This window comes from Marinobacter sp. S0848L (assembly GCF_023016065.1).
Lineage (GTDB): Bacteria > Pseudomonadota > Gammaproteobacteria > Pseudomonadales > Oleiphilaceae > Marinobacter.
This window is the reverse complement of the sequence record NZ_JALKAQ010000005.1, coordinates 210327-226695: the sequence shown is the minus strand read 5'-3', so window position 1 is coordinate 226695 and position 16369 is coordinate 210327. Positions and strand designations below refer to the sequence as shown.

The following is a 16369-nucleotide window of genomic DNA, read 5'->3' as shown; positions in this document are numbered from 1 at the left end:
AGAACGGAAAAGAGACATGAAACTCTCTGCTTTTGGTCGTAAGTTCACCGCCGATGCCGGCATCACTTCACTGATGGATGACCTGGGGAATGCCATGGCATCCGGTGAAGATATGATCATGATGGGAGGTGGCAACCCCGGCCATATTCCTGAAGTTCAAGAGCGAGTGCAGGCAATTCTGGCAAAGATGGCGACGGATGAAAATCAGGTACGGCGGCTGGTGGGTATCTACGATCCCCCTCAGGGTGAAAAGCAGTTCATTGCCTCTTTGGCAGAATTACTGAACGAAGAGTATGGCTGGGGGCTGACGCCCGAGAACATCGCGCTGACCAATGGTAGTCAGGCAGCCTTCTTCATGCTGTTCAATATGTTCGGCGGCGAGTACGGCAGTGGCCAGCGCAAACACATTTTGCTGCCGCTGGCGCCGGAATACATCGGTTATGCCGATGCGGGTATTGATCAGGACCTGTTCCATGCCGTACAGCCGGATATCTCGTTTACCGATGCTCATGAGTTCAAGTACCGAGTGGACTTCGATGCAGTTGAAGTGACCGGTGAAACCGGCGCTATCTGCGTGTCTCGCCCTACCAACCCCACCGGCAACGTTATTACCGATGAAGAGCTTGCCCGTTTGGAGGGTATGGCCCGTGAGCACGACATCCCGCTGATTGTCGATGGCGCCTACGGCACACCCTTCCCGAGCTTGTTGTTTGTGGATGCAAAGCCGACCTGGAACGAGCAGATAATCCTCTGCCTGAGTTTGTCGAAGCTAGGGTTGCCGGCCGCCCGCACCGGCATCGTGATCGCCTCTGCGCCGGTCATCAAAGCCTTGTCTGGTATCAATGCCATCATGAACCTGGCAACCGGCAGTTTTGGTGCCATGCTGGCAGAGCCGCTGGTTAAGTCTGGTGAAATATTGTCGCTAAGTCGTGAAGTGATTTGCCCGTTCTACAAGGCGAAAATGGAAAGAGCCGTGGAGGCGTTCCGGGTGGCAATGGGTGAAGACAGTTGCCGTTGGTACATCCACAAGCCTGAAGGGGCAATGTTCCTGTGGTTGTGGTTTCCGGATTTGCCAATTTCGAGTCTGGAGTTATATCAGCGCCTGAAAGAGCGGGGTGTGCTGGTGGTATCTGGCCACTACTTCTTCCCGGGATTGCCGGATGATGACTGGAAACATCGCCATGAGTGCCTGCGGGTCACCTATTCTCAGGACGATGAGCAGGTTGCAGCGGGGTTGCGCATTATCGCTGATGAGGTGAAGGCAGTGTGGGCAGAGCACGGCGTCGCGGGTCAGTCCTGAATCCGCGCATCTTTCAGCCGTAGCTCGTATTCACTGCCATCTGGCTCGACCTGAAGCAGGCGGGCCAGTAGATAGTTTTGCTCCGGATCAAACCACATCAAGGTTTGGCGTTTGGAGTCCTCTTCACGCACCTTCTCGGCTTTCAGGGTTTTCATGGTGTGGCCACGGTCGCTCAGGCTTTCTTCGGCAATCACAGCAAAGCGATCGGTGTCGTAGTCTCCTTTATCCAATACGCGATAGGTGATGTCCCGCTTTCCCGCTTTCAGGTCCTGATGCAGTTGCAGCTGGTAGCCCAAAGGATCCAGCGTGCCTTCCTCTAGCTGTACCTCAAACGGTTTGCCGCGATATTTTCCGGTGGCTATGCCGTTTTGCCAGTCGAAATCGATGGACTGCTTCCTGTCTTTGATCAGAAAGCCGGACAGCCGGTAGCGATAGCGTAAGGGGATCACGTGGCCGTTTTCCCATTTGAAAATCAGAGACTCATTGATGTCAGCGATGAACGAATCGACATCGGTGCGGTACAGCCAAACGTTGTTGCCCTGAGAGGTGAGCGTGCGGATGCCTTGGCCGTTCAGGCTTACGCCTTTGGACATAGACGCCGTGTAGCTGGCCTCGTAGGGGGTTAGTTCTGAGGTGTTGGATGTATCAGTTGAGGCGCTGGCTGCGAGGCTGAAAAACAAGAGCCCCGCGAGCAGCGAAAGAATTCTGATTGGCGCTTTGTAGCTTTGCATTCGAAGGCCTCTTCACGGTCTGTGCAAGTGACAGTCTAGCCGTTCCTGGCTCCGGGAGGATGACAATCTGTTCAGCTATCCGCGAGACGCATCGGGTTCGGCAGCAGTGATCCATCGAAATGAACGCCATTGGCGGCAAGCTGAATGCGCCCTTCGCAGAACCAGCGCAGAACGATCGGGTAGAGCAGGTGTTCCTGTTGCTGTACGCGCTCCGCCAGTGACTCCGGGGTATCGTCTTCGTTTACCCGAATTTCGGATTGTGCGATGACGGGGCCGCCGTCCAGTTCTTCTGTCACAAAGTGGATGGAAACGCCGTGCACTTTGTCGCCGGCTTCCAGTACCCGCTTATGCGTGTTCAGGCCGGTGTAAGCCGGAAGAAGCGAAGGATGGATGTTTAACATTCGGCCCCTGAACGCACGGACGAAATCAGACGTCAGAATGCGCATGAAGCCCGCCAGAACAATCACGTCTGGGTTGTGGCGGTGCAACTCGGCCATCAGGGAGGCGTCAAACGCCTCCCGTGAATCCGACTTCGTATGGTCAATCACGAAGGTGGGGATGTTGGCTTGGGCGGCGCGTTCCAGCGCGAATGCGCCGGGGCGGTTGCACCCTACAGCAATGATCTCGCCCGGAAAGTCCCGTTCACGGGTGGCTTCGATCAGTGCTTGCAGGTTGGTTCCGCTGCCGGATGCGAGAACAACGATTTTGGGTAGCGGCGCTGCGTCTGCCTTCATGCTTTCAGTAGCCCTGGCGCATAACGAACTTCAGAGGCGGCATCGCTGGCGTCTGCGTTTTCGATCACGCCGACCTGCCAAACGGTTTCGCCCAGCGCGTTCAGAGTATCGATGGCCAGATCTTTTTGGTCTTCGGGCACGCAGACAATCATGCCAATCCCGCAGTTGAAGGTGCGGTACATTTCTTCCGTGGCCACGCCACCGGCGTCTTTCAGCCATTGGAAGACAGGCGGCAGTTCCCAGCTTTCGGTGTCGATGGCGGCAACGGTGTTGTCGGGCAGAACACGGGGAATGTTTTCCGGAAGCCCGCCTCCGGTGATGTGAGACATGGCGCGCACGTCCACTTCACGAATCAGTTTGAGCAGGTTTTTCACGTAAATACGGGTGGGGGCCATGAGCGCATCGGCCAACGTGGCATCGCCCATCGGTTGGCTTAGATCGGCGCCGCTTACCTCGATGATCTTGCGGATCAGTGAGTAGCCGTTTGAGTGTGGGCCGGAAGAGCCCAAAGCCAGTAGTACGTCGCCGGACTGAACGCGGCTGCCGTCAAGAATGTTTTCACGTTCAACAACGCCAACGCAGAAACCGGCCAGGTCGTAATCATCGCCTTCGTACATGCCCGGCATTTCAGCGGTTTCGCCGCCTACCAAGGCACAGCCGGAAAGTTCACAGCCTTTGCCGATGCCTTCAACAACATTGGCTGCGATGTCTACGTTCAGTTTGCCAGTGGCGTAGTAATCCAGGAAGAACAGAGGCTCGGCGCCACCAACGATCAGATCGTTTACGCACATGGCGACCAGATCGATCCCGATGGTGTCGTGTTTTTCGAGTTGCATGGCGAGGCGAAGCTTGGTGCCTACGCCATCGGTGCCTGATACCAGCACGGGCTCTTTATAGCCGGCGGGGATAGACACCATGGCACCAAAACCACCAAGGCCACCGAGGACTTCGGGGCGGCGGGTTTTGGCCGCAGTGTTTTTAATACGGTTAACCAACTCGTTGCCGGCATCAATATCAACACCCGCATCGCGGTAGGTGAGGGAGGGCTTCTGTTCGCTCATGGAAAATAACCATTGGACTGTGGGTCTGGCCGCGGATTTTAACAGGTGCGCACGGGGGGGGCCAGCTGGTATTCCGCGATACGGGCACGATTCGTTGGTGAATCCACGGTTATCACCTAGAGCGGTGGCCGGCTTGCTACTCAGCCGACAGGCGATGGTGTATCCTGTGCGCCAATCATGGGAACGGCAGGGTGCTACATCTACATGACGAATTCAGTCAACGGGTATTCAGCGAAAATGAAGCGGGCAGTGCTGGTAACAATCGCGATGGTGTGTGCCTTGTTAGTCGGGTCGCCAGCCACAGCAGTGACCATTACCGGACTCTATAACGCAGATGTGCCGATCTCTGACTCCAGCAGTTCGAGTGTCAAGGCCGGGTACGAAGCGGGGTTGCGTGAGGTGTTGGTGCGCGTTTCGGGCAGCCGGGACGTGTTAGAGCTGGAGGGCATTGATCAGCTTTTGTCCAAAGCCGAGTCGTTGGTATTGGCTTACCAGGTTGGCCAAAGCCAGGGCCAGAGTCGCATGCAGATGAGTTTCGGCGCGGTTGGAGTGAATCGCGGCCTTGCGGCGCTTGATGCTCCGGTGTGGGGCGCTAATCGTCCGCTCACATTGGCGTGGATTGCAGTGGAAGATCGAGGACAGCGCCAGTTGATTACCGGGAATGCCGATGCGTCGTCGGAAACGGATAGTGGCGCTGAGTGGCGTCAATATTTCATGGCGGCGGCATCGGAGCGCGGGTTGCCAATGGTGTTCCCGGACTCGCAGTTTTCCGGCGACCGTTCTTTGTTATCAGACCTGTGGGGCCAGTTTGTTGATCGGTTGGAAGCCGCGTCTGAGGGCCAGGCTTATGACGTCATCACGCTGATGCGCATCAGTCGGTCCGGTGGGCAGTGGCGCGCTGGCTGGGTGTTTGACGGCATGGGTATGGATGCCAGTGAACGTTCAGCAAGTGCAGGTACGCCAGCAGAACTGGCTACCAAAGTTGTGGATCAGTGGGCAGAGTTCTACGCCAGCCGTTATGCGGTTGCCGCCGGTAATGTGGCAGATTCTCCGGCCGTTGACGTTGTGTTGGATGGTGTAACTTCTCTTGCGGATTATGGTCGAGTGGTGAAGGCGCTGCAGAGCATGACGCCGGTTCGCTCGGTGGGCGCATCGCGAATCCGTGACGAACGTTTGACCTTAGAGGTGGCGTTCTCGGGAGAGCTGAATCAGTTGCAGGAATACATAGCGCTGGATCCGCGATTTGTTGCCCAAAGCTCTGAGGATGCTGCGCCAGCCGAGGTGGCTGAAAGCCCGGAGGCAACGGGTGCTGTTGATCAGCGGGCGAATGAGGGCGTTGCGGAGGCCCCCGATGCCACCGGTCCCGCTTATCAGGCGTTGCCCGAAGGTGACGAGCAAGACGCGGCCGATGCCTTTGAGTCCCTCTATGAAGTGCTTTATTACCGTTGGCAAAGAGCTCCGGGGCGTGGCGATAGCAATTCATAAACAGACGGAGACTAATACGTGAGATCGCAGCAGTGGCGTTGGATACCCAATGCACTGACGTTTTTGCGGATCGTGCTGATCATTCCGTTCGCCGGAGCTTTGCTTGACGGAGGGTATCGCCTTGCGTTGGTGATTTTTGTGGTGGCAGCGCTGACCGATGCGATCGATGGCTTTCTTGCCCGAACATTTAACTGGAAGAGCCGGTTGGGCGCGATCGCCGATCCTCTGGCAGACAAGGCGCTGTTGATCACAACGTATCTGATGTTGACGATTACAAACGTGTTGCCCGTTTGGTTGTTCGCCTTGGTGCTGGGGCGAGATTTGATTATTGTGTGTGGAGGGCTGGCGTTCCATTACGGCGTAGGGCGTTTTGAAATGGAGCCGAGTATGCCGGGCAAAATGAATACCTTTATCCAGATCTTGGCTGCTTTGTTGATCATTATTCTTATGGCGGGTTTGTCTATGGAGCCCTGGATTCTTACCGCCAGTATCTGGGTTGTTGCTGTTTCCGCAGTGTTTAGCGGTGGCCATTACGTATTGGTTTGGGGTATGCGGGCATGGAGGGCAAAGCGGTCGTGATACCGTCTCAGATGATCCTCGGGGTCAAACTCAGGGATGACGCTCGTTTCGATAATTTTCATGGCGACAGGAATCGCGAAGCGGCTCGCCGCCTGGAAGCCATCTGTGACGCACCACAGGGGCTGCCAGTGGTTGTTGTCTGCGGAGATTCCGATACCGGCAAAAGCCATTTACTGCAGGCTGCCTGCAACAAAACCGATCAGTTTGGCCGGGCGGGTGTGTGCATCAGTATTGGTGAATTGCTGCCGTTTGGCCCCGATGCGCTGGACGGGCTCGACGTGCACCCGTTACTTTGTCTTGATGATCTGGACAAAATTGCCGGTAAAGCCGATTGGGAAGAAGCGATTTTTCATCTCTACAACCGGGTAATGGACCGAGGCGGCCTGCTGCTTGTCAGCCTGTCGGAAGTGCCCGGGTCGTTGCCGTTTGGTTTGCCGGATTTGGTATCGCGGTTGTCCCATGGGTTGTTGCTCCAGCTGGGGCTTTACCGGGACGAAGACCGGATGCACATTTTGATGGCCCGAGCTGAGCAGCGTGGTCTGGTTGTCAGCGACGATGTGGCCAACTTTATCATGCGGCGAGCGCCGCGGAAGCTCGGAGATCTGTTAGGCATTCTCGATAGGCTTGATGAGAACTCGTTGCAAGCCCAGCGGCGTCTGACCATTCCTTTTGTAAAAACGGTAATGGGTTGGTAGCGGCACAATAACAAAGAATTCAAAACTACAATGACGATTGGAGAGACGACATGAGACGGGTTGTATTCAACCAAAAAGGTGGTGTGGGAAAATCCAGCATTACCTGCAATCTTGCAGCCATCAGTGCTGCCCGGGGAAAGCGGACTCTGGTTGTTGATCTTGATCCTCAGGGAAACTCCACCCATTACCTGTTGGGCAAAGCCTCCACCGAACTGAAGGACACGGTGGCCGATCTGCTGGAGCAGACGGTTGCATTCAGTATGTTCACCCGGCGCCCGGATGAATTTGTGCATGCCACGCCTTTCGACAACCTTTATGTGTTGCCATCCAGCCCGGAATTGGATTTCCTGGAGCGTAAGCTGGAAGCCAAGCACAAGATCTACAAGTTGAGAGAGTTTCTGAAAAAGTTGGGCGATAGTTTTGATGAAATATTTATCGATACCGCGCCGGCTCTCAACTTTTACACCCGGTCTGCACTGATTGCCGCCCAACGTTGCCTGATCCCGTTCGATTGCGACGATTTCTCGCGGCAGGCGCTGTACAACATTTTGCATGAGATTCGTGAGCTGCAGGAAGATCACAACGAAGAGCTGGTGGTTGAAGGTATTGTGGCAAACCAGTTCCAGCCGAGGGCCAGCCTGCCAAAGCAATTGGTGCGGGAGCTGATTGAAGAAGGTTTGCCGGTGCTGCCAGTGCGCCTGTCCAGCTCGGTGAAAATGAAAGAATCTCATCAGGCACGTAAACCACTGATACATATGGCGCCCAAGCACGCGCTCACTCAGCAGTTCGAAGACTTGTACGGAGTGCTGCACGGTGAAGCGGTGGAGTTGGAAGCGCTGGCGGATTGATAGGGCGATTAATCATGGCTGAAAACCAGACACACGAAAGTCACGTTGCTGATAGTTTGCTTCAGATAGAAATTGAGCTCAGAAGTATGGGGGCGTGGCAAAAACAGCCGCTGCCGCCAGAAGCATTCGAAAGCACTCAGCCGTTTTGTCTGGATACCATGAACTTCACCCAGTGGCTGCAGTTTGTGTTCGTCGAGAGGATGAAGCTGCTGCTGGAAGCCGGGCAGCCGTTGCCGTCGGTTTCAGGCATCGCCCCGATGGCCGAGGAGTACTTCCGCGGGCGCAGTGAAAGTGGCGCCAAGCTTATTCTGGCGTTGGCGCGCATGGACAGTCTGCTGTCGGGAAAGTGACTGAGAAGCGTCTGGATTAATCCAGACGCATAGACAGGTCGATGGCTTTCACGTCTTTGGTGAGCGCCCCGATTGAAATGTAATCAACACCGGTTTCTGCAATGGGAACCAGCGTGTGTTCGTTGATCCCCCCTGACGCTTCAAGTTTTGCGCGGCCGCCAACGTGGTCTACCGCTTGCTTCATATCGGCCATCGAAAATTCATCCAGCATGATGATGTCAGCGCCAGCCTCCAGGGCCTGCTTTAATTCATCCAGCGATTCGGTTTCTACTTCGACGGGTTTGCCCGGTGCAATGCGGTGCGCTTCGCTAACGGCGGCCGCGATGGAGCCGCAGGCGGCAATGTGGTTTTCCTTGATCAGAAATGCGTCCCACAGGCCGATGCGATGGTTGTTGCAGTCGCCGCAGGTTACCGCGTACTTCTGGGCAAGCCGCAAACCGGGCAGCGTTTTACGGGTATCAAGTAACTGAACCTTGGTGTGAGATACCTTGGCCGCGTATTGGGCGCACTGGGTTGCTACGCCCGAGAGCATCTGCAGCCAGTTAAGGGCAGATCGTTCAGCGGTCAGAAGCGAGCGGGCCTTTCCCGACATCCGGAATATCACGTCGTTTGCCTGCAACTGATCGCCATCTTCGTGCAACCACTCCAACTCAACGTTTGGGTCGACCTGACGGAATACTTCGTTTACCCAGTCTTTGCCTGCCAGCCGGGCCGGTTCTCGCGTAATAACCCGGCCTTCGGCGTACTTGTCAGCAGGGATCAACATGGCGGTGATGTCGCCGTCGCCGATGTCTTCTCGGAGGCTTTGGGCAACGGATTCAATGCGGGCCTGTCGAAGCAGTTCTGGGGTGATCATGGTGAAGTTCCGGAAAAGTGAATGTGGGTTGATGGGCGGCAATTCTACTGCGCGCGAGAGCGTATTCAAAATGTCCTGCGCATAGCCTACAGAATGTGATGAAGTTCCGCCGTAAACAAAAGGTGACAAATTCTGACAGAAGGTGACAGGCAATGCCTATATGATGTAGTGACACCGTGTTTTACATTGTTTAACAGGTTTGGGACGGAGCAACGCCATGGCGCAGCACAATAAGGTCGTTCACTTGGGTGGCCAGACATCGGTGGGCAAGTTTTCGCTGCCGGTGGCGCTCGTGCGACTTCGCGATACCTCGGGGCACTCATTGAAATCCGTGCTTGCCGGATTCTTCGAAAAGGCTGACGACAGTTTGTTTGCGTTGGCTGACAAAGCCGGTTCCAACCAGGACCAGACCTCCTACTTCGATGCCATGCGCGAATTGCGTTTGCGGCGCAAAGCCATGACGGTTTCTATTCTGCAATACATCAGTCAGGCCTTTAACGAATTGGGGCGTTTTAATCCCGCTCAAAAGAATGAATCACTCGAAGAAATTGATCGAGACTCACTGAGTCTGTTGGATCACTCGGATCTTGAACAACAGGTCGCGCTGGATAACCTGACCAATCGATTACGCAATCGATACGCTGAAGCGCTTAGCCTGTTGGCGGCCAGGGTTCGTCACACCGTTCCAGACCTGTCCCTGACGGATGCCCAGATCCCGCTAAGCCCCGAGGTGTTGTGCGGTGGGATAGCCGAAGCCTGCGCCGATTTGGAAATCGATATTCGCGCCAAACTGGTGGTACTGAAATTATTCGAACGTCTGCTGACCGAAAAACTCGGAGCCTTCTATCAAGCCTGCAACCAGACCTTGATAGCGCAAGGGGTGTTGGCAGAAATGAAAACACCGCCACGAGCCGGAGCTAAGGCCCCGCGTTCGGCGCCAGCGTCAGAGCATACTGGGCAGGCTACCGGGCAGAGGCAGGAGTTCCAGCACAATCAGGCGGAAGTAACACCGACGTTAAGTGAGTTGAGCGCATTGCTGCATCAAGCTGATCATCAGGCCGCACCGGCGGAAAAAAACGGCACAAACGTAATAGACACAGAACAGTTGATCTTGCAGCTGAACCAGCTGCAATCGTCTGCCCAGAACGCGCAGAATGAAAAGCCGGTGCCTTTGCGGGATCAGTTAAAACCGGTGCTGCGTTCCGGGGAGGGGCAGAGTGCGTCGGTTGGTCAGGTGGATGATGATGTCATCAACCTGGTTTCGATGTTGTTCGAATTTATTCTTGAAGACCGGCAGCTGCATCCGGTCATGAAAGCGCTGATTGGCCGGCTTCAGATACCCGTACTGAAAGTGGCGTTGAGTGACCGAAATTTCTTCAACCGTGGCGGTCACCCGGTTCGCAAACTGCTCAATGACTTGGCGTTGGCGGCCATCGGGTGGAACGAGAAACGCCCGGGTGTGCGGGACCCGCTGCGCGACAAGATTGAAGAAGTGGTTGAGCGCGTGTTGTCTGAGTACAACGAAAATGTTGGGCTGTTCGAAGAGCTGGTGAAAGACTTTGGTCATTTCATGGATCTGGATCGCCGTCGAAGAGAGCTCGTTGAACAGCGGCTCAGAGATGCAGAAGAGGGGCGCGCGAAGCACGAACGGGCTCAGCAGGCTGCGGCTGACTTGATACGGCATTATGCCGAAGATCATGAACCTCCAGAGCCGGTTTTGCAGATTATCCATGACCCGCTTGCACGTTACCTCCAGTGGGTGGTTTTGCGTCACGGCGAGGACAGCCCGTTATGGGTGGCCGCCAGTGAGCTGGCGGGCCGGTTGATATGGAGTGTTGATCCTCGACCGGTGTCTCCCGACACGCGATCGGATTTGCTACGGACTATCCCGGTTGTGGTCGAGGGGCTAAGAACAGCGTTGCAGGAGATTTCCTGGGATCCCTTTGCTACCGATTCTGTGATCCGGGACTTGGAACTGGTACACGTTGATGTGTTGCAGAATTTGGTGACCGCACCGGTTGAGCCTGCAGAGCCCGAGGACGACATCGCCGAGCGTTCGGATGTTGAATTCGACGTCATTGTCGAACTTGAGCCTTCGCTCCCCGCCGTTGAAGAACCTTTTGCGGAAATAGCGCAAACTGACCCGGGTGAGAGCGAGGATGGCACGGAAGGCTCGGTTGAGATTATAGGCCAGGCTGAGGCGGTAGCGGTCGCTCAACAATGGCTGGATGCAGCCGATCAGTTGAGCGTGGGTTCGTGGCTGGAATTGAATAAAGAGGACGCGCGGGTTCGTTGTAAGTTGGCGGCCTTCATTAAAGCGACCGGAAAATACATCTTTGTCAATCGCAACGGCGCCAAAGTAGCGGAATACCTTCGTGACGACCTTGCGCTTGCGATGCAGGAAAAGTCGATTACCTTGTTGGATGATGGTCTGATCTTCGATCGCGCGCTTGAATCCATTATCGATAACCTTCGGCAAAACCGAAAAGATTGAGGTTGGTACCCACGTGGTAATTCGTGGCATCTGGGGGCGCTTTGTGATTCAATCAAACGACTTGAATCACTCATTGCCCTACGGATGAGCCTTGCCTAACACACGATCTGATCTTATCGAGCCGCCTATTTCTTCCGCTGAATTTTCCGGGCAGGTCAGCGCCCTCCGGGCTACGGGGCGTTTCCCTGATAGCCGTTGGTGTCCTTCGCCAAACTTCGGTGTCCGGCCCGATGGTGCGGCCATTACGTTACTGGTAGTGCACAACATCAGCCTGCCGCCCGGGCAGTTTGGTGGCCCCTACATTGAAGATTTTTTTTGTAACCGCCTTGATCGGCATGCCCACCCATACTTTTCCGAAATTGCGGATATGCAAGTGTCAGCTCACGCTTTGGTAAAGCGAGATGGATCGGTTGTGCAATTTGTCAGCTGCCTTGATCGTGCCTGGCATGCTGGCAGATCCTGCTTTGGCAATGAAGAAGAGTGTAATGACTTTGCCATCGGGATCGAGCTGGAAGGCACCGATGACACTCCCTATACCGAGCAACAGTATCTGGCGCTGGCCCGGCTTACGCGCCTGACGATGGCTGCCTGGCCCGCGGTAACCTCTGACCGTATAACCGGTCACAGTGATATCGCCCCGGGGCGGAAAACCGATCCGGGGCCAGCGTTTCAATGGCCCTATTTTAAAAGCCTTGTATCAGCCCCGGAGAACAACTGAATGGCTCTGGTGATTTTCCTGTTGGCGTACGTGATACGTCGCAAGCTGGACCGGCAAGGTGCGTTGTGCAGCGATGGTTTGTGGCGCCTCTGGTTTCAAAAGGGCGCGACAAGCAAAGCCGGCCACGAGCGATCTTTGCTCAAAGGGTACCTGCTGGTGATATTGCCCGCCATTTGTCTGTTGGTGGTAACGGTGCTCGCAGAACAACTGGGGTTTCGGCTTGCACTCTACCCGCTGGAGATCGTGTTGCTTGTTCTGCTGATGGGTGTACCGGGTTGGCAAGCTTCTCTTCAGGCCTATTCCGAAGCCTGGGGGCGAGGGGATATGCAAGGGGCATGGCACCACGTTAAGGACCGGCTGCCTGCGGATGAAAGGGGCGCTGCCTTATCTCCCGAAGCGATGCATTTGTCGACCTCCAGGATGCTGATTCTCAATGTGTTTGGTCGCTTTTTTCTGGTTGTGTTCTGGTATGTCGTGGGAGGCATTGGGGCAGCCGTGTTGGCGCGCGGCACCTTGGCGTTAGCGGAGCATTGGCCTCAGGCTGGGGCAAGGCCAAGCTATCAAAAAGCGGCTGACTGGATGGGTTGGCTGCCGGCAAGATTGCTGGCCTGCACGTTCGGGGTAGCGGGGGATTTGTCGGGTTGGTCCCGAAAAATCCGGCAGGCTGTGCCCGGCCTGCAAAAAACAACAGCAGAAGTGCTAATGATTTCCGCCAACGGGTCGTTAACCGGGTATGCACTTGATCCTGAACGGTTCTCGGAGTTGCATCCGGAAGACTGGCCGCGTTTCGGTGGCCGTAGTCTGATCGCCATCAGGGATTTGTTGAATCGCAGCATGTTGGTTTGGATCTGTGGCATAGCATTGCTGGTTATTGCAGGCGTGGTTTAAGTCCAATACCACTTTGGAGCGATTGAAACGCTCCAGCTGTAGGTGAAAATTAAAAAAATAACATTCATGGTTCGGTTTTCGAATCTGGGCGAGGGCGCTTTGAACTACATAATTAATCCAGCGATTGCGTTAATGAACCGGCTGCCGATGGTTTATAAGTTCAGCCTCATTAGCATTCTCTTTCTTGGCCCTATTCTGGTGCTGTCCTGGCTGGTCATCTCTGGCCTGAACCAATCTGTTCAAACCATGAACCGGAGCATTGACGGGTTAGTGGAGCTGCAGACGGCTGACCGCTTGCTGGCTGCGGCGATGGATTTTCGCGACTACAAAGCTCCGGCCATCCTCAAGGAAGATCCCGCGCTGGCCGACAAAGCCGATAGAGCTGCAAAGACAATTGATGCATTGCTGACAGATTTGGCCGAACCACGCCGTTCTTTCGATTTGTCCGGATCCTGGCAGGAACAGATTCTTGCGCTTCAGAACGATTGGCGTTCACTGCTTAAGAGCAACAGCTATCAGGGCAGCATGGATGCGCAATACAAGTACTATCAGGAATTTGTACAGAAAGTTCTGGCGGTGTTGCCGGCAACGATGGAAGTGTCGGGTTTAGGGCAGGACGCTTCCCGTGAGAACCAGTTGTTGCTCGGTTTGGTACGGGACGTTTTTCCGGATGCACGTAACGCCATGGGTAGCGCACGCTCATACGGTATTTTCTCGTTGGTAGAAGGCCAGGTAGGCTACGCCATGAGCGAGAACCTCAACGAAATCTTTGATCGTTTAACCAACCGGAGTTCGTTGCTTTCTCCCAGCCTGGTCGTCGCAAAAGAGGCTTCGTCTGAACTGGCTGATGCGCCCGCTCTGTCTCGGGTAGGCGGCAGCCTGCTTGTGGTTCGGGATGCGCTGGACATGCAGGTGATTACGCCTATGCGACTGGAAGCGCCGTGGCAAGATTACGATGCGACGGTGACGGCCCAAACAACGCACTTTGATGCTTTGACCGAAACGATCTTCGAGGTGGTTGGTGCCAATCTTGAACGCCGGCTGGCAAGTGAAACACGGCAGCGCACCATCATTGTTGTTTCTTTGATCGCGGTAATGCTGGTGGTGGTGTACCTGTATATCGGGTTCTTTATGTCGGTCCGGGTTGCTATCAACCGGTTCAGTTCTGCGGCCAGAAGTGTGGCCGCCGGTGATATGACAACTCATATCGAGCTTTCAAACCGGGATGAGTTGGGTGAGCTTACGTCCGAATTCAACAACATGACGGACAAGATCGCCGAATTGATCCGCTCTGTCAGTGCCACGACGGCCGATGTAGGTCTGCAAGCGGTGCGGGTTAACGATACCGCTGCCGCCAACAGCGAAGCGGTGGCGCGCCAGATGGATGAAAGCAGCCAGATCAATGAAGCCATGGGGCAAATGGTGGAAGCGGTCAACGAAGTCACGGAAAGCGCCCACCGAGTCGCTGACAGTGCCGGCAGCGCGGAGCGCGATACCGAAACGGGCCGGCAGGTGGTTGCCGGAACCGTCGAAACCATTCATAAGCTGGCCAGTGAGATAGCGGGTGCGGTAGAGGTGATCAACCGGGTCAACAAAGACAGCGACAACATCAGTCAGGTGTTGGTAGAGATTAAAGCGATTGCGGAGCAGACGAATCTTTTGGCTCTCAACGCGGCGATTGAGGCTGCGCGTGCGGGCGAATATGGACGTGGTTTCGCTGTTGTGGCGGATGAGGTACGTTCGCTCTCTCAGCGTACACACAAGTCCACAGAAGAGATCGAAGACATGATCTCTCGTTTGCAGGGGGGTGTGAAGGAAGCTGTATCGGCCATGACCAGCAGCCATGGCGCCACAGAGCTGACCGTGCAAAAGTCGACTGAAGTGACGCAGGCGCTGGATAGCATTGCCAACGGCATTTCAGAAATTGTCGATATGAGTCACCAGATTGCTCAGGCCGCTGAAGAGCAGTCTGCCGTGGCGAAAAACGTTAATGCCAACGTTGAAAGCATCGGTGAACTTGGCCAGAGCACGGCTGAAAACGCTCAGGAGACGTTGGATTCGTCTCGCCAGATGTCAGACCTGACCGCATCACTCCAAAAGCTGGTCGAGACGTTCAAAGTCTGAACCTGACGTTACATCGGGATTGCAAAAATCCGGTCCTCAGAGGCCGGATTTTTGTTGCTCCCAAAGAATTTCTTTTGCCCCTTCCCGGCGGGCGAGTACCCGTGATACCACGAACAGCAGATCCGAAAGACGGTTCAGATATTGTCGCGCACCGGCATTGATGTCTTCGTCCTGGCTCAGGCCAACTACAATCCGTTCAGCGCGGCGGCATACGGCCCGGGCTAAATGACACTGCGCGGCTGCGGGAGAGCCTCCGGGTAATATGAAATTCTTGAGAGGTGGCAGGTCTTCGTTGTGTTCGTCCAGCACTTGCTCGAGCCAGTTGATGTGTTTTTCACCAATCATCACGCTGCCCGGAATTGCGAATTCGCCGCCGATGTCGAACAGGTGGTGCTGAATGCGGCGAAACAGGTCCACTAAGGCATCGTCAGCAGGCAGGGTTTCAACCAGAATGCCGATATGGCAATTCAGCTCGTCGACGGTGCCCATGGCTTCTACGCGCAGAGCGTTTTTGGTGACGCGGTTGCCGTCCGCAAGCCCTGTGGTTCCGTCATCGCCCGTTCGGGTGTAAATCTTGGAAAGGCGGTTGCCCATAGTCATTGTGCTCCTGGTGAGGTCGGGTCAATGCAGTTGTTTTACTTGATCGGTGAGCATTTGGTTCACCGGGGTTTCGATGCCGGATTCAGCCCCCAGGCGCGCCAAATAGCCGTTAATGAATTCGATTTCAGTGGTCCGCCCGGCCAACCGGTCTGCCCGCATTGAGGAGGTATTGGTGGCGGTGCTAAGCGCGACCTTTTCTATGGCTTCTCGAAGTGCTGTAGGAGATCGTAGAGGTTGGTCGCTGGCCGTGAGGAGTGCGCTGATTTCGTGGCATAGTGGATCAATCCACCGTTGGTAAAACGAGTGAGTCAGAATCTTTCCGTTCGGGCAGTTCAGGATGGCGGTGAAAGGGTTGATACCGGCGTTGATGATCAGTTTCTGCCAGAGTCTGCTAAGAATGTCGGTTTCAGTGTTGATGCTCAGGCCGCTTGCGGCGAGTGTGGAAACGGTTTCTGAAAGGTGAGTTTCGCCAGTGGCCGTGAGTGCGCCAACCCAGGTTTCGCCTTGCCCGGCATGGACGGCCAGTGCGGATTCTGGGCGATTTGCACCTTCGGTGGTTGTCGCCGCAAGAACCGGGCGGCTGGGCCAGGTTTCAGCCACACGTTGCTGGCTGCCAAGGCCGTTTTGAAATAAAACAATCGGGGTGGTTTCGGGTAGTCGAGAAACTAACGGTTTCAGTGCGTCTAAAGTATCGCCGGCTTTGGTGGTGACGATCAGCAAGGAAGCCGGTTGAGCGTTGGAAAGCCAAGGTATGTGCACAGAGGCTTCCGGCCCGTGGATGGGCCGGAACCGGTAGGCTAGCGGTTCGAGTGATTGCTCTGGGCGGGGCACAAAAGCTACATGCCCGGCAGGGAGCTTGGCCGCCCAAAGCCGGCCCAGGGAGCCGGCGCCCAGAATCGCAATCAT

General features: G+C 55.4%; 16 protein-coding genes. 10 read left to right on the top strand and 6 right to left on the bottom strand.

Going from position 1 to position 16369, the window contains the following annotated elements; genetic code table 11:
• Nucleotides 1-16: 16 nt before the first annotated feature.
• Nucleotides 17-1300, top strand: coding sequence for a valine--pyruvate transaminase (locus MWU64_RS08910; protein WP_247063588.1), 1284 nt, complete (start codon nucleotides 17-19; stop codon nucleotides 1298-1300).
• Here the strand turns inward: MWU64_RS08910 and MWU64_RS08905 are convergent.
• The 3 genes from MWU64_RS08905 to purM form a co-directional block, all read right to left on the bottom strand.
• Nucleotides 1291-2031 (bottom strand): DUF3108 domain-containing protein, encoded by a 741-nt coding sequence (locus MWU64_RS08905; RefSeq protein WP_247063587.1) that lies wholly within the window; start codon nucleotides 2029-2031, stop codon nucleotides 1291-1293. The two genes, MWU64_RS08910 and MWU64_RS08905, sit on opposite strands and share 10 nt — an antisense overlap.
• Nucleotides 2032-2102: 71 nt before the next feature.
• Complete coding sequence (gene purN / locus MWU64_RS08900; protein WP_247063586.1) at nucleotides 2103-2765, bottom strand: phosphoribosylglycinamide formyltransferase; 663 nt, start codon at nucleotides 2763-2765, stop codon at nucleotides 2103-2105.
• Nucleotides 2762-3826, bottom strand: a complete 1065-nt coding sequence (gene purM / locus MWU64_RS08895) for a phosphoribosylformylglycinamidine cyclo-ligase (protein ID WP_247063584.1) — start codon at nucleotides 3824-3826, stop codon at nucleotides 2762-2764. Before purM ends, purN begins: the two co-directional genes overlap by 4 nt.
• 204 nt (nucleotides 3827-4030) lie before the next feature.
• On the opposite strand from purM, the gene MWU64_RS08890 reads away from it, so the two are divergent.
• The 5 genes from MWU64_RS08890 to MWU64_RS08870 are packed head-to-tail and all read left to right on the top strand — an operon-like array spanning nucleotide 4031 to nucleotide 7783.
• A complete protein-coding gene (locus tag MWU64_RS08890) occupies nucleotides 4031-5311 on the top strand; it encodes a DUF2066 domain-containing protein (RefSeq protein ID WP_247063583.1) in 1281 nt (426 codons plus the stop codon).
• Nucleotides 5312-5329: 18 nt separating this feature from the next.
• The gene (locus MWU64_RS08885; protein ID WP_247063581.1) at nucleotides 5330-5890 is read left to right on the top strand and encodes a CDP-alcohol phosphatidyltransferase family protein; all 561 of its coding nucleotides are present in this window, start codon (nucleotides 5330-5332) and stop codon (nucleotides 5888-5890) included.
• Nucleotides 5869-6585: a DnaA regulatory inactivator Hda gene (gene hda, locus MWU64_RS08880; RefSeq protein ID WP_247063579.1), complete on the top strand. Its 717-nt coding sequence runs from the start codon at nucleotides 5869-5871 to the stop codon at nucleotides 6583-6585. Before MWU64_RS08885 ends, hda begins: the two co-directional genes overlap by 22 nt.
• Nucleotides 6586-6635: 50 nt before the next feature.
• Entirely contained in the window at nucleotides 6636-7433 is a 798-nt protein-coding gene (locus MWU64_RS08875) for a ParA family protein (protein ID WP_247063578.1), read from the top strand.
• Between the two features lie 14 nt (nucleotides 7434-7447).
• Nucleotides 7448-7783 (top strand): YqcC family protein, encoded by a 336-nt coding sequence (locus tag MWU64_RS08870; RefSeq protein WP_247063577.1) that lies wholly within the window; start codon nucleotides 7448-7450, stop codon nucleotides 7781-7783.
• A gap of 16 nt (nucleotides 7784-7799) precedes the next feature.
• Here MWU64_RS08870 and nadC read toward each other — a convergent pair whose 3' ends face one another.
• A complete protein-coding gene (gene nadC, locus MWU64_RS08865; protein WP_247063576.1) occupies nucleotides 7800-8639 on the bottom strand; it encodes a carboxylating nicotinate-nucleotide diphosphorylase in 840 nt (279 codons plus the stop codon).
• Nucleotides 8640-8856: 217 nt separating this feature from the next.
• Between nadC and MWU64_RS08860 the strand changes: the two genes are divergently transcribed.
• The 4 genes from MWU64_RS08860 to MWU64_RS08845 all read left to right on the top strand — a co-directional run bounded on the left by MWU64_RS08860 (nucleotide 8857) and on the right by MWU64_RS08845 (nucleotide 14863).
• A complete protein-coding gene (locus MWU64_RS08860) occupies nucleotides 8857-11133 on the top strand; it encodes a DUF1631 domain-containing protein (protein ID WP_247063575.1) in 2277 nt (758 codons plus the stop codon).
• A 115-nt stretch (nucleotides 11134-11248) separates the two neighbouring features.
• Entirely contained in the window at nucleotides 11249-11851 is a 603-nt protein-coding gene (gene ampD / locus MWU64_RS08855) for a 1,6-anhydro-N-acetylmuramyl-L-alanine amidase AmpD (protein WP_247063685.1), read from the top strand.
• Nucleotides 11852-12739: a regulatory signaling modulator protein AmpE gene (ampE, locus tag MWU64_RS08850; protein ID WP_247063574.1), complete on the top strand. Its 888-nt coding sequence runs from the start codon at nucleotides 11852-11854 to the stop codon at nucleotides 12737-12739. It abuts the gene before it with no gap.
• Nucleotides 12740-12838: 99 nt separating this feature from the next.
• On the top strand, nucleotides 12839-14863 hold the full coding sequence (locus MWU64_RS08845) for a methyl-accepting chemotaxis protein (protein ID WP_247063573.1): 2025 nt from the start codon (nucleotides 12839-12841) through the stop codon (nucleotides 14861-14863).
• 36 nt (nucleotides 14864-14899) lie between these two features.
• Here the strand turns inward: MWU64_RS08845 and MWU64_RS08840 are convergent, their stop codons facing one another.
• Nucleotides 14900-15457 carry a cob(I)yrinic acid a,c-diamide adenosyltransferase gene (locus MWU64_RS08840; RefSeq protein WP_247063683.1) on the bottom strand — a complete coding sequence of 186 codons (558 nt, stop codon included), beginning with the start codon at nucleotides 15455-15457 and terminating at the stop codon, nucleotides 14900-14902.
• A 27-nt stretch (nucleotides 15458-15484) separates the two neighbouring features.
• Entirely contained in the window at nucleotides 15485-16369 is an 885-nt protein-coding gene (locus MWU64_RS08835) for a 2-dehydropantoate 2-reductase (RefSeq protein WP_247063572.1), read from the bottom strand.